This window comes from Streptomyces sp. LaBMicrA B280, assembly GCF_049222185.1.
Taxonomy (GTDB): domain Bacteria; phylum Actinomycetota; class Actinomycetes; order Streptomycetales; family Streptomycetaceae; genus Streptomyces; species Streptomyces murinus.
The window spans coordinates 104,404-117,622 of record NZ_JBMJCT010000013.1 but is presented as its reverse complement, the minus strand read 5'-3'; the positions used below and the strand labels follow the sequence as shown (position 1 = coordinate 117,622).

The 13,219-nt window shown below is 72.4% G+C and carries 10 protein-coding genes and 2 pseudogenes; 9 read left to right on the top strand and 3 right to left on the bottom strand.

All coding sequences use genetic code 11. From position 1 onward, the window contains the following. Positions 1-228: 228 nt before the first annotated feature. Positions 229-1,443 carry a glycosyltransferase family 39 protein gene (locus tag ACLF5H_RS14195; RefSeq protein ID WP_421676427.1) on the bottom strand — a complete coding sequence of 405 codons (1,215 nt, stop codon included), beginning with the start codon at positions 1,441-1,443 and terminating at the stop codon, positions 229-231. A gap of 258 nt (positions 1,444-1,701) precedes the next feature. Between ACLF5H_RS14195 and ACLF5H_RS14190 the strand changes: the two genes are divergently transcribed. Together ACLF5H_RS14190 and ACLF5H_RS14185 are read left to right on the top strand one after the other, a co-directional pair. Beyond that, positions 1,702-3,408, top strand: coding sequence for an MFS transporter (locus tag ACLF5H_RS14190; protein WP_421676426.1), 1,707 nt, complete (start codon positions 1,702-1,704; stop codon positions 3,406-3,408). A gap of 88 nt (positions 3,409-3,496) precedes the next feature. Further along, positions 3,497-4,684: an acyl-CoA dehydrogenase family protein gene (locus tag ACLF5H_RS14185; RefSeq protein ID WP_421676425.1), complete on the top strand. Its 1,188-nt coding sequence runs from the start codon at positions 3,497-3,499 to the stop codon at positions 4,682-4,684. 37 nt (positions 4,685-4,721) lie between these two features. On the opposite strand, the gene ACLF5H_RS14180 is transcribed toward ACLF5H_RS14185, so the two are convergent. Beyond that, a complete protein-coding gene (locus ACLF5H_RS14180; protein ID WP_361681394.1) occupies positions 4,722-5,159 on the bottom strand; it encodes a cell division protein SepF in 438 nt (145 codons plus the stop codon). A gap of 331 nt (positions 5,160-5,490) precedes the next feature. On the opposite strand from ACLF5H_RS14180, the pseudogene ACLF5H_RS14175 reads away from it, so the two are divergent. The 3 genes and pseudogenes from ACLF5H_RS14175 to ACLF5H_RS14165 form a co-directional block, all read left to right on the top strand. Then, positions 5,491-5,541: pseudogene (locus ACLF5H_RS14175) on the top strand (regulator); the annotation flags it as partial. Between the two features lie 161 nt (positions 5,542-5,702). Beyond that, positions 5,703-5,771, top strand: a pseudogene (locus tag ACLF5H_RS14170) (acyl carrier protein); the annotation flags it as partial. Positions 5,772-5,858: 87 nt separating this feature from the next. Next, positions 5,859-6,455, top strand: coding sequence for a proline-rich domain-containing protein (locus ACLF5H_RS14165; protein ID WP_421676424.1), 597 nt, complete (start codon positions 5,859-5,861; stop codon positions 6,453-6,455). Between the two features lie 25 nt (positions 6,456-6,480). Here the strand turns inward: ACLF5H_RS14165 and ACLF5H_RS14160 are convergent, their stop codons facing one another. Then, positions 6,481-7,398: an ABC transporter substrate-binding protein gene (locus ACLF5H_RS14160; protein WP_421676423.1), complete on the bottom strand. Its 918-nt coding sequence runs from the start codon at positions 7,396-7,398 to the stop codon at positions 6,481-6,483. Between the two features lie 490 nt (positions 7,399-7,888). Here ACLF5H_RS14160 and ACLF5H_RS14155 point away from each other — a divergent pair, with 490 nt between their 5' ends. From ACLF5H_RS14155 to ACLF5H_RS14140, 4 genes are all read left to right on the top strand, one after another. Then, positions 7,889-8,746, top strand: coding sequence for an amino acid ABC transporter permease (locus tag ACLF5H_RS14155; RefSeq protein WP_421676422.1), 858 nt, complete (start codon positions 7,889-7,891; stop codon positions 8,744-8,746). Then, positions 8,743-10,500 (top strand): FAD/NAD(P)-binding protein, encoded by a 1,758-nt coding sequence (locus ACLF5H_RS14150; RefSeq protein WP_421676421.1) that lies wholly within the window; start codon positions 8,743-8,745, stop codon positions 10,498-10,500. Before ACLF5H_RS14155 ends, ACLF5H_RS14150 begins: the two co-directional genes overlap by 4 nt. A 30-nt stretch (positions 10,501-10,530) precedes the next feature. Continuing rightward, positions 10,531-11,292: an amino acid ABC transporter ATP-binding protein gene (locus tag ACLF5H_RS14145; RefSeq protein WP_421676420.1), complete on the top strand. Its 762-nt coding sequence runs from the start codon at positions 10,531-10,533 to the stop codon at positions 11,290-11,292. Between the two features lie 1,061 nt (positions 11,293-12,353). Beyond that, positions 12,354-13,136, top strand: a complete 783-nt coding sequence (locus tag ACLF5H_RS14140; protein WP_421676464.1) for a DUF1684 domain-containing protein — start codon at positions 12,354-12,356, stop codon at positions 13,134-13,136. The last annotated feature ends 83 nt before the right edge of the window (positions 13,137-13,219 follow it).

Below are 13,219 nucleotides of genomic sequence, written 5' to 3'. Positions count from 1 at the left end.
TTACAGCGAGTGAGCTGTGGTCCCGGTCGAAACAGCGTCTTTGTGATGACGATGTGATGTGGGAAACCTCTCAAGGGCGGCCGAATTTCACAGGATTCCGCAATCCGGTGAGGCCGTCCTCTGTAATTCCTTTGATCATGCCGGGTGTTGTTTATATGGCACTTATAAATGCGTTAACCCGGTCCTGGGTCGCAATTCCCCGGGGCGTCATCGGGCCGCCGGAGCGGATCATGGGGGCCCCGAGCCGTTCAGCCAGAACGCCCCGTACACCGCGGAGACGATCGCCAACCCCACCGTGACCAGGGCGGATCGGGAGGTCCGCAGCCGGGCGAGCGCCACGGCGAGCGGGAGGAGCACCGGGAAGGCGGGCAGCAGCAGCCGGGGCTTGGAGCCGAAGTAGCTCGACGCGCACAGCGCGAGCGCGAGCACGACGCCGGTGTACACGAGCAGTTCGAGCGGCTGGCCCCGGCGGACGCCGGTGACGTACAGCCAGAGCAGCAGCGCGACGCCCGCGATCAGGCCGACGCCCGCGAGCGCGGCGGGGAACGAGGTGAACTTCTCGGCCACGAAGCGCGCGAAGGCGTACCCGCCGTCGAAGCCGTTGCGCCATCCGGCCTGGACGTCCAGATAACCGAGCGGGCCCTTGCCGGTGCGGTGGCCCACCCACAGGACGTAACCGGCCGCGCCGAGCGGGGCGAGCGACACGCCGAGGAGACGACGGGCGGTGGAATGCGCGGGGGCGTGCGTCGACGACCATGCGCCGTCCGAACGCGCCGCGCTTCGGTCCCACACGAACGAGACCGCGGCCGCGACCCACACCGCCGCCACCACCGCGCCGCCCACCGGCCGGGTCAGCCCCGCGAGCGCCGCGAGCAGCCCCGCGCCCACCCACCGCCCGGTCAGCAGCGCGTACAGCGCCCAGGCCGCCAGCGCCGTGAACAGCGACTCGCTGTACGCCATCGACTGCACGGCCGCGACCGGCAGCACCGCCCACAGCAGCACCGCGCAGACCCCGGCCCGGGCTCCGTACACCCGCTCGGCCACCGCGAAGATCCCCGCCGCCGCGGCCAGCGAGGCCACCAGGCTCACCACCAGCCCCGCGTACGCGTACGACAGCGGGGTCAGCGCGTGCAGCAGCCGCTCCAGCCAGGGCAGCAGCGGGAAGAACGCCAGATTCGAGTGGACGTCGCCGTTCGGCAGCCGCACCTGGTAGCCGTAGCCCAGTTCGGCGACCCGCGTGTACCAGAGGGAGTCCCAGCGCGCCGTCAGCAGCGTCAGCGCGCTCGTGCCGCGCGCGGCGCTCCACACCGCCAGCACCACCAGACCCAGGGCGCGGACCGCCGCGTACGCCAGCACGGCCGGCACCGCCCGGCGGAGCAGCGGGACGGCGGGAGCGGTGGGCGGGGCGTGGGCCGGGGCCACGCCGGTCCTGAGATCGGTCACGGGCTCGATTATCGACCGGACGGGGGAACGCGCAGGCCGCCGGGGGAGCGGCCGGGCCGCCGCGACGTGGCGCACCCCACAGGGGCCGCCGCCCGGGGTGAGAGGTCCGCCACGCGGGGGCAGGGCGGACTCGCGTAGGCTGACGAGCCATTCCCGTGGGTTCAGCGGGGTCCGGGAACACCGCTTCTTCCCGGCCGTACGACAAAGGGAGAGCCTGTCGCTCCGCCCCGCACGAGGGAACATCTGGGAGGTACGTACATGTCCGGGACGACCACGGCCGCGCTCCGGCCGCGCCGTCGGACGACCGGGCCCGGTGCCAACCGCTGGGTCGTCCTCGTCGTCCTCTGCGTCAGCCTGCTGCTCGTCGCCCTCGACGCGACCGTGCTGCACGTGGCCGTCCCCGCGGTCAGCGAGGACCTGCGGCCCAGCGCCATCCAGCTGCTCTGGATCGTCGACGTCTACCCGCTGGTCTGCGCCGCGCTGCTGATCCTCTTCGGCACCCTCGGCGACCGCGTCGGACGCCGCCGCGTGCTCCTGCTCGGCTACGGGCTGTTCGGCGTGGCCTCGGCGGTTGCCGCCTGCGCGCACACCGCCGAGGTGCTGATCCTCGCCCGCGCCCTGCTCGGCGTCGGCGGCGCCATGATCATGCCCGCGACCCTGTCGATCCTGCGCCAGGTCTTCCCCGACCGGCGCGAGCGCGCCCTCGCCATCGGCGTGTGGAGCGCGGTCGCCGCGGTCGGCGCGGCCGTCGGACCGCTGCTCGGCGGCTTCCTGCTGGAGCACTTCTGGTGGGGCTCGGTCTTCCTGATCAACATCCCGCTGATGCTGATCAGCCTCCCCGTCGGACGGCTCCTGCTGCCCGAGTCCCGGGGCGAGAGCGACGGCCCCTGGGACGTGTCCGGCGCGCTGATGGCGGCCGGGGGCCTGTTCGGCGTCGTCCTCGGCGTGAAGCGGCTCGGCGGCGGCGAGGACCCCACGAGCCCGCTCACCCTGCTGCCGCTGCTGGTCGGCGCGGCCCTCCTGATCCTCTTCGTACGACGCCAGCGGCGGCTGCCGCATCCGCTGGTGGACCTGTGCATGTTCCGCAGGCCCGCCTTCAGCACCTCGGTGGGCTGCATCGTGCTGGCCATGCTGGCGCTGGTCGGCCTGGAGCTGATCGCCGCGCAGTATCTGCAACTGGTGCTCGGCCTGTCCCCGCTCGCCACCGGGCTGCGGCTGCTGCCGCTGACCGTGGCGGCGATGGCGGCCGGTCTGCTGGGCGCGCGCGTGCTGCGCCGGTTCGGGCCGCGCCGGATGGTGTGCACCGGCTTCTGCCTGACGGCGGCCGCGGTGCTGACCCTGACCGCGATGGGTGCCACCGACAACTCCCCGCTGCTGTTGTCCGGCTTCGTGCTGCTCGGCTTCGGCCTGGAGACCACGCTGTTCGGCGCCTACGAGTCGATGCTCAGCGAGGCCCCCGCGGACCGGGCGGGCGGGGCGGCGGCGATCGGCGAGACGTCGTACCAGCTGGGCGCCGGCATCGGTATCGCGCTGCTCGGCAGTGTGATGAACGCCGCCTATACGCCCCGGCTGCACGCGGTCCCCGGGGTCTCCGCCCCGGACGCGACCGCCGCCGGGCACTCGCTGGGCGAGGCGTACGACGTCGCCGACCGGCTCGGCGGCCCCACCGGGGCGGTGCTGCGCCGGGTGGCGCGGGACTCCTTCGTGCACGGGCTGCATCTGACCCTGCTGGTGAGCGCGGGCCTGTTGCTGCTGGGCGCGGTGATGGCGCTGCGGCTGCCGCGGATCATGCAGTGCGGCGCGGAGACGGAGACCGGCGCGGAGACGGAGACCGGTGCGGCGGCCGGGATCGATGCGGCGGCCGGGATCACGGGGGAAGCGGACGCCGAGCCGACCGCCCCCGAGCCGGGTGTCGCCGGGGTGCCCTCCCCGCGTGTCTCCGGGACGCCGCGGGTCTCCGCCTGACCCCTCTGGACGTGCGGGACACTGCGCCGTAACGTCGGCCGCACAGCCGTAACTAGCGCTGCTAGTTTTCAGTACCGGAGGGTGTCCCATGTCCGCGAAGCTGCCCCCGTTCGACGCCGCCGACCCGCTCGGGATCGACGATCTGCTGGACCCGGAGGACCTGGCGATCCGGGACACCGTGCGCGGCTGGGCGGCCGACCGAGTGCTGCCGTACGTCGCCGACTGGTACGAGAAGGGCGAGCTGCCCGGGATCCGGGAGCTCGCCCGGGAGCTGGGCGGGATCGGCGCCCTCGGGATGTCCCTCACCGGGTACGGCTGCGCGGGCGCGTCGGCGGTGCAGTACGGGCTGGCCTGCCTGGAGCTGGAGGCGGCCGACTCCGGCATCCGCTCGCTGGTCTCCGTGCAGGGCTCCCTCGCCATGTACGCCATCCACCGCTTCGGCAGCGAGGAGCAGAAGCGGGAGTGGCTGCCGCGGATGGCCGCGGGCGAGGTGATCGGCTGCTTCGGCCTGACCGAGCCGGACCACGGCTCCGACCCCGCCTCCATGCGCACGCACGCCAAGCGCGAGGGCGGGGGGGACTGGGTGCTCAACGGGCGCAAGATGTGGATCACCAATGGGTCGGTCGCCGGGGTCGCCGTCGTCTGGGCACAGACGGAGGAGGGCATCCGCGGCTTCGTCGTACCGACCGGCACACCCGGGTTCTCGGCGCCCGAGATCAAGCACAAGTGGTCCCTGCGCGCCTCCGTCACCAGCGAACTCGTCCTGGACGACGTGCGGTTGCCCGCGAGCGCGGTGCTGCCGGAGGTCATCGGGCTGCGCGGTCCGCTCGGCTGTCTCTCGCACGCCCGCTACGGCATCGTGTGGGGCGCGATGGGCGCGGCGCGCAGCAGCTTCGAGTCGGCCGTGGAGTACGCGAAGACCCGCGAGCAGTTCGGGCGGCCCATCGGCGGCTTCCAGCTCACCCAGGCCAAGCTCGCCGACATGGCGGTCGAACTGCACAAGGGGATCCTGCTCGCCCACCATCTGGGGCGGCGGATGGACGCCGGCCGCCTGCGTCCCGAGCAGGTCAGCTTCGGCAAGTTGAACAATGTCCGCGAGGCCATCGAGATCTGCCGTACGGCGCGGACGATCCTCGGTGCCAACGGGATCTCCCTCGAATACCCCGTCATGCGGCACGCGACCAACCTTGAATCGGTGCTCACCTACGAGGGCACCGTCGAGATGCACCAGCTGGTGCTGGGCAAGGCGCTCACCGGGCTCGACGCGTTCCGGTGAGCCACCGGATGGGGCGGGGCCGGTGAGCGGCCCCGCCTCAGCTCTGGTTGAAGAAGCCGTCCGTGCGGTGCGCGGACGCGTCACCGCTGATGATCTCCGTGTCGGCCGGGGTCAGCAGGAACACCCGGGTGGAGACCCGGTCGATGGAACCGCGCAGACCGAAGATCAGCCCCGCCGCGAAGTCCACGACCCGCTTGGCGTCGCCGGGCTCCATGCCGGTGAGGTTCACGATGACCGGGACCCCGTCCCGGAACAGCTCGCCGATGGCACGGGCGTCCCGGAAGCTGTCCGGGGTGACCGTGGCGATCCGCCGGCTCTTCTCCTCGGCCTTGTCCGCGGCCACCTGGACCCGCGGGTCGGTCACCCAGGCGTCCCCGGACGTGGTGCCCTCGGAGTAGTCGTCGTCGTAGTAGCGCTCGTCATCGTTGTCGTCGACGAGGCCGAGCCACGCACTCGCCTTGCGTACCGATCCCATGGACGCCTCCTCTCACAGCGGTCTCTCGTGCTTTCCGCACCTTCCCCTATGGTCATCCATGATGCTGACAACGCGCCAAGTGGATAGTCGCCGCACGGGGGGTTTGTGACGGTACTGGTGCACAGCCGATCCGTCGAGACTCCTTGTCCCCCAAGGGTTGTGACACGTACGGCTGCTGACTGTGAGTGAAATATGATGGTCGGCGGCGGATGGGTGACGCCCGGTGCGTCCGGGTGAAGCCATTGCCACCTCAACACACGGGGGAAACGCTGTGTTCGGAATAGTCAGGCCCTGCTCGCATCGGCTCGGTGACCGCTTCAAGTCGGAGTGGATGGCCCATCTGTGCGGGCTCTGCCTCGCGTTGCGCCGCGACCATGGTCAGTTCGCACGTGTCGTCACCAACTATGACGGTTTGTTGATCTCCGTGTTGACGGAGGCTCAGCTGGGCCGGAGCGAGGGCGGACGGCGCACGGCGGGGCCGTGCGCGCTGCGCGGGATGCGGCCGGCGTCCGTCGCGCAGGGCGAGGGCGCGCGGCTCGCGCGGACGAGGACGTCAAGAACCTCAAGACCGTCGGCGACGCGACCGACTACATCCTCAAGCACCAGGCCTGAGCCACTCGTTGAGGCCCCACGGCCCGTCAGGCCGCGAGGCCGTCGGGCGGGCGGCTCTTCGGGCGGCTCGCGCATCTGCTGGACGCGGTGGAGGACCAGCAGGCCGACGCGGCGGGCGGCGCCTGGAACCCGCTCACCGCGACCGGCACCTCCCGCGCCGAGGCGCGCCGGCTCGCCGACGACGCGGTGCACGGCATCCGACTCGCCCTGAAGGACGCCGAGTTCAGCGACGGCGCGCTGATCCATCTGCTGCTCGTGCACGAGCTGCGGCGCTCGGTGGACCGGGCGTTCGGCACCACGAGCTGTGGACACACCGGCGCACAGGGCGCGTTCGGGCCGCCGACCGGGCCGTACGCGCCGGGGAACCCGGGCAACCCGGGCCCGCAGGGGCCGTATGCGCCGGGAGGCCCCTACGGCAACCCGCACGGCAACCCCTACGGCACCCCCCACGGCGGTCCGCCGCGGGGCCCGGACAAGCGGGGCTTCTGGGCGGGCTGCGCCGCCGCGCTGGCCGTGTGCTGCACCTGCAAGGTGTGCTGCGCCGACGAGTTCGAGGGGCCGTGGTCGCGCAAGCGGCGCGACGGCTGCTGCGCCTCCTGCGACTGCAACTGCGACTGGTCGTGCTGTGAGGCCCTGGAGTGCTGCGAGTGCTGCGAGTGCTGTGCCTGCGACTGCGGCTGCTGACCCCGCTCGGATCGCCGACCCTCGCTCAGCCCTTGATCTCCGGCGGGGAGATCTGTGACGTCGTGATCGCCGAGCCCGTCGTGCCCCACTTCTTCAGGATCCTGTCGTAGGTGCCGTCGGCGATCAGCCGGTCCACCGCCGCCTGGAACGCGGGCGCGAGCCTCGTGCCCTTCTTGAAGGCGAAGCCGACGTCCAGGCGGTGGAACTCATTGAGGAACTTCAGGCCCGGCTGCCGCGCGACGGCGTAGCGCAGCCCGTTGATCGTGGACATCACGACATCGCTGCGGCCCTGCTGCACCGAGGACCAGATCGCGCTCGGCTCGGCGTACGTCTGCACCTGGTACGGCTTCTTGCCCGCGTCGGTGCACAGGTGCTTGCTCTCCTCCAGCGTGGCCTCGAACGTGGTGCCGGCGCCGGTCGCCACGTTCAGCCCGCACAGCTGCTTCAGATCGGTGATCCGGCCGAGCCCGCTGTCCTTGCGGGTGGCGAAGCCCTGGCCGTCGTTGATGTAGGTGACGAAGTCGATGGTCCTGCGCCGCTCGTCGGTGACCCCGAAGTTGCTCGCGCCGAAGTCGTACTTGCCGCTGTCCAGGGCGGGCAGGATCGCCTCGAAGCTCGCCTGGTCCACGGTCAGTTCGAGCCCCAGCACCTTGGCGACCGCCTTGGTGAAGTCGACGTCCTGGCCGGTCAGCGTTCTGCCGTCGGCGAGGTAGGTGGTGCCGGGCGGGGTGCCGCCGACGCTGATCGCGGCGGTGAGGTGCCGGGTGCCGGGCGGCAGCAGCCTCGCCGCCGCCGGGTCCTTCTTCTCGCCCGACACCACGTCCGTGGTCGGCACCGCGTCGGACCTGGCCGCCACCCCGGAGGCGTCCGTACCGCTCGCGCCCGAGCCGGAGCCGCACGCGGTGAGGAGCAGGGCGGCCGAGGTCAAGGCGGCAAAGGGCATGACAAATCGATAAATCGGCGTACGCATCGACGGCGTTCTCCTGAACGGGAAAAGGTGTGCGGAAGCGCGAGGGGAGGGGCGCGTGTGAAGGCGCGGTGGAGCGGGGGAGGCGCGAAGACGCGGAAGATCAAAGACGCGTGGGATCAAGAACGCGGAGAGCGCGAAGCGGGCCCGCCGGAGGCAGGGGTGCGCAGGGGGTCAGCTCAACAGGAGGAGGACCACACGCGACCGAAGTCGATGTGGGAGCGGGTGACCAGCCACTGCTGTGGATGCATGGGGCAAGTGGAACAGGCATCCGGTTCCGCGTCAACTGACTTGAGACGTACCGCTCACACTATGGACACCCTTGACAGCGCGGGCGATCGCTTGCGTACTCTCGGTGCACGGCCCTGCTGAGGGGCTCGGCCGTGACCGCGCCGCCCGTCCGGCGCGGCCGTGTGAAGGCATCACCCGTTCCGACGTTCGACCGATCGCGTCACGGAGCCTTCGCATGTCATCCGACACCCTCGCCCAAGCACCCACCGCCCCGGAGATACCCGGGCCCCCGGCCGTCCCCCGGATCGTGCCCCAGCGCCGCTACGGACAGTGGACCGCCGTCGTCGTCGTCCTCGCCCTGCTCGGCCTCGCGGCCACCTCCGTCGTCCGCAACCGGGCGTTCCGCTGGGACGTCGTCGCCGAGTACTTCACCACCGGCTCGGTGCTGCGCGGACTGTGGCTCACGCTCTGGCTGACCGCCGTGGTGATGGTCCTCGGCTTCGCCCTCGGCACCCTGCTCGCCGCGTTCCGGCTGTCCGCCAACCCCGTGCTGCGCGCGGTCGGCTGGGGCTATGTGTGGCTGTTCCGGTCCATCCCGATCCTGGTGCAGCTGCTGCTGTGGTTCAACATCGGGGCGCTGTACCCGACCCTGCTCGGGGTGCGGACGGTCGACCTGCTCAGCCCGGTCGCCGTCGCCGTCGTCGGGCTCACCCTGCACGAGGCCGCCTATGCCGCCGAGGTCGTGCGCGGCGGCATCCTCTCCGTGGACCGCGGCCAGATCGAGGCCGCCCAGGCGCTCGGCCTGAGCCGGTGGCGCCGCTGGTGGCGGATCGTGCTGCCGCAGGCGATGCGCTCCATCGTGCCGCCCGCCGGCAACATGCTGATCGGCACCCTCAAGGGCACCTCCATCGTCAGCGTCATCGCCGTCAACGACCTCCTGTTCTCGGCCCAGTTGATCTATCACCGCACCTACCAGGTCATCCCGCTGCTGATGGTCGCCACCCTCTGGTACGCGGTCGTCACCACCGTGCTCGGCATCGGTCAGGTGTACGTCGAGAAGTACTACGCCCGCGGCACGGGCGGGACCCGATGAGGCCCCAGCTGGTGATCGTGGGCGCCGGGCCGCGGGGGACCGGCCTCCTCGAACGCATCGCCGCCAACGCCCCCGAGCTGTACGCCACCTCGGGCCTCGACATCCATCTCGTGGACCCGCATCCACCGGGCGGCGGACGCATCTGGCGCCAGGAGCAGTCGCCGCTGCTGTGGATGAACTCGCACGCCGAGGACGTCACCATGTTCACCGACGACACGGTGCGCATGGACGGACCGGTGCGCGAGGGCCCCACGCTGCACGAGTGGGCCGCGCTTGACGGCCGTACCTTCGCCGACCGCCGGCTCCAGGGCGGATACCTGCGCTTCGTGTACGAACGGGCCCTGGCCGAGCTGCCCTTGGGCATCACCGTGCACCACCACCCCACCCGCGCCCTGCGCCTCGGCGGCCCCCGCGAGGGACGCCAGCAGGTCTGGCTGGAGGGCAGGGCGCGTCCGCTCCTCGCCGACCTGGTGATCCTCGCCATCGGCCACCTGGACGCCGAACCCGACGCACAGCAAGCCGAGTTGGCCGCGTACGCCCGAACGCACGACCTGGTGCACCTGCCGCCCGACTTCACCGCCGACAGCGATCTGTCCGCGCTGGAGCCCGGCGAGGCGGTGCTCGTGCGGGGCTTCGGACTGGCCTTCGTCGACCTGATGGTGCTGCTCACCGAGGGCCGCGGCGGCCGGTACGAGGGCGACACCTACCTGCCCTCGGGGCGGGAGCCGGTGCTGTACGTCGGCTCCCGGCGCGGGGTGCCGTACCACTCGAAGATCGGTTACGACTGGAGCGGCGACCGGCCCCCGCTGCCGCGCTTCCTCGGCCCCGCCGAGATCGCGGAACTGCGGTCCCGGCCGGGCGGGTTCGACTTCCGGCGCGATGTGTGGCCGCTGGTCGAGAAGGAGCTGGGCTTCGCCCACTACCACCGGCTGTTCACCGCCCACCCGGAACGCACCACGAGCGCCTGGGCCGACTTCGAGGAGAAGTACGCGGCCGCCGACGGCCCCGCCGAACGGGACGCGCTCGCCGCCGCCTCCGTACCGGACCCCGCCGACCGGCTCGACCTCGGCGCGCTCGACCATCCGCTGGCCGGGGTGCGGCACGCCTCGCACGAGGACCTCCAGGACGGGCTGCGCGCCTATATCGAGGCCGACCTGTCCAGACGCCACGACCCCTCCCACAGCGCCGACCTGGGCGTCTTCCTCGGACTGCTCTCCGTCTACGGGCAACTGGTGCGGCTCGGGGACATCGGGCCCTGGTGGCACGGGTTCTTCAGCTGTCTGGCGTCCGGGCCGCCCGGCCCCCGGCTGCGGCAGATGCTCGCGCTGTCCCGGGCGGGGCTGCTCAAGTTCCTCGGCGCCGACATGGCCGTCACCGCCGAGGACGGGGTGTTCCGGGCGGCCGGAGCCACCGTGCCCGGGTACTCGGTCACGGCCCGGGCACTGGTCGAGGCCCGGCTGCCGGAGCCCACCGTCGCCCGCGCCCGGGACCCCCTGCTGCGCGAACTGCACGCCGACGGCGCCGCCGAGACCCCGGAGGGGCTGCTGCGGGTCGACCCCCGCGACGGCCGCCTCCTCGACGGCGCCGGGCGCCCGCACCCCCGCCGCTTCGCGCTCGGCCCCTACACCGACGCCCGCACCCCCGGCGCCTTCACCCGGCCGCGCACCGGCGGACCCGCCTTCCGGCAGAACGACGCCACCGCGCGGGCCGTACTGGCCTTCCTGCGGGCCGCGGCCGGTCACGCAGCTGCCTGAACTACCCCTCTACGCAAAGGAATTGACCCCATGACCGTCATGGTCGACATCCGGTCGGTGCACAAGAGCTTCGGCCCGCTCGACGTCCTCAAGGGCATCGACCTCCAGGTCCGCACCGGCGAGGTCACCGTCGTGCTCGGCCCCTCCGGCTCCGGCAAGTCCACGCTGCTGCGCACCATCAACCACCTGGAGAAGGCGGACCGGGGCGAGATCACGGTGGACGGCGCGCCGATCGGCTACCGGCGCGCCGGTGACCGGCTGCACGAGCTGCCCGAACGCGAGGTCCTGCGCCGCCGAACCAAGATCGGCTTCGTCTTCCAGAACTTCAACCTCTTCCCGCACCTCACCGTCCTGGACAATGTGGTCGAGGCGCCGGTGTTCGCGCTGAAGCGGCCCCGCAAGGAGGCGGAGGAGGACGCGCACCGCCTGCTCGCACGGGTGGGGCTCGCCGACAAGTCCGCCGCGTATCCACGGCAGTTGTCCGGCGGGCAGCAGCAACGCGTCGCCATCGCGCGGGCGCTGGCGCTGAGGCCCCGGCTGCTGCTCTTCGACGAGCCGACCTCGGCGCTCGACCCCGAACTGGTCGGCGAGGTCCTCGACGTCATCCGCGATCTCGCGGCCCGGGGCACCACGATGATCGTCGTCACCCATGAGATCGCCTTCGCGCGGGAGGTCGCCGACACGGTGGTCTTCATGGCCGACGGCCGGATCGTCGAACAGGGGCCGCCCGCCGAGGTGCTGGACGCGCCGCGCGAGGAGCGGACCCGGGCGTTCCTGGCGAAGGTGCTGTGAGGACGGGCGGGCGGTACCGCCGGGGGATGCTGCATCTCGCCGCCGCCCTCGATCTCGCGGACCACCCCGGCACCGGCCCCCGCACCGAACTGGTACGGCTCGCCGAGCAGGGCCGGCTGGACTTCGTGACCCTGGACCATCCCGAGGGGCGGCCGGGGCCCGAGGCGCTGGACCTGGTGTCGGCGATGGCGGCGGCGACCCGGCGGATCGGGCTGGTGCCGAGAGGGACGGAAACGTTCGCCCTCCTGGACCGGGTCGCCCGGGGGCGGGCGGGCCGATGGATCGAGGCGCCCGAGTCCGGGGTCGACGCGGGGGAGTCAGACCGTGCGGCCGGGGTGTCGGGGACGGGGGAGGGGGAGACAGGCCGTGCGGCCAAGATGTCGGAGGCGGGGGAGGGAGAACCAGGCCGTGCGGCCGGGGGCCCGGAGGCGGGTGAAGTCCCCTTCCTCACCAGTGCGTTGGAGGGCCACCCGGCGGATGCCACCGGTGCCCGGGGTGAGGAGCGGGGTCCAGGCCCGTCGTACCGCCTCGCCCCCCTCCACCTCGTCGACGCGAGCACCCGGGACGCCCGGACCCTCGCCGCCCGGTACGCCGATGTGGCCCTGGTCCGCGCCGTGACCCCGGCCCAGGCCGCCGCCGTGCGCGAGGAGCTGCGGGGCCGGGCGGCGAGGTCGGGGCGGGAGCCCGGTGCGCCGCGGGTCCTGGTGAGCCTGCGGATCGACCTCGGCGGCGGGGAGTGCGCGGCCGAGCCCGGCCATGGCGGGGGCGGCCCCCGGCCCACCGCGCAGGGCCCGCTGTACCGGGGCGGCCCGGTCGATCTCGCGGATCTGCTCGCCGCCTGGCACACCGAGGGCGCCGCCGACGGCTTCCACCTGGTCCCCGTCGAACCCCGCCGCGACCTGGAACGGCTGGTCAACGGCACGGTGGCCTTACTCCAGCACCGCGGCCTGTTCCGCACCTTCTATCCGGGCGGCACCCTGCGCGAACACCTGGGCCTGGCCCGCCCCGCCCCGCACGCACCGCCGCAGAAGAAGACACCGCAGACAAAGAGATGGAACGGCATGGCAATCGACGCGTTCGACGCATGGAAGCAGTGGCGGGAGAAGCGGGAGGAGTCGGTCACCGCGCCCTACGGACCGCTCGCGCTGACCGGCACCCACTGGATCGAGGACCGGCCGGAGGGGCGACTTCCGGACATTCCAGGGATTTGGCTGGCGGATGGTGAAGGCATTGTGCTGACGGCCGCCGAGGGCGACGGACTCCAGGTGGACCGCCGCCCCTTCGCCGGAGCGGTCCGGCTGACCGCCGACACCGGCCCGGAGGCCGCCGCCCGTGTCTCGCTCGGCGAGAAACGGCTGGTCGTCCTGGTGCGTGAGGGCAGCTGGGGGGTGCGGGTCTACGACCCCGGCGCCGAGGCCCGCCGGGCCTTCCGGGGCATCGTGGCCACCGAGTACGACCCCGGCTGGTCGGTGCCGGGCCGCTTCACGCCGTACGACGCGCGGCGCGTGCTGCGGCTCGGCAACGCGGACGGCAGGGCCCGCGGGTTCGCCCTTGCCGGTGAACTCGCCTTCACCCTGGCGGGGCGGGAGCGGACGCTGGCCGTGGCGCGGCAGGGCGAGGGCCCGCTGTGGGCGGTGTTCGCCGATGCCACCAGCGGCGACACCAGCTTCCGGTTCCGCTTCCTCTACCCGGGGGCGCCGGACGCGCAGGGCCGTACGACCGTCGACTTCAACCGCGCCCAGCTGCCGCCCTGCGCCTTCGCCGACCACTTCCTCTGCCCCTTCCCGCCGCCCGGGAACACGCTGGACACGGCGGTGGAGGCGGGGGAGCGGGCGCTGAGCTGACGCCAACGGGAGTTAAAGCGACGGCCGTTGGGCAAAGGAGGGCTAAAGTCCGACGGCCGAAAGGCACCCTTGTGTGTACCGGG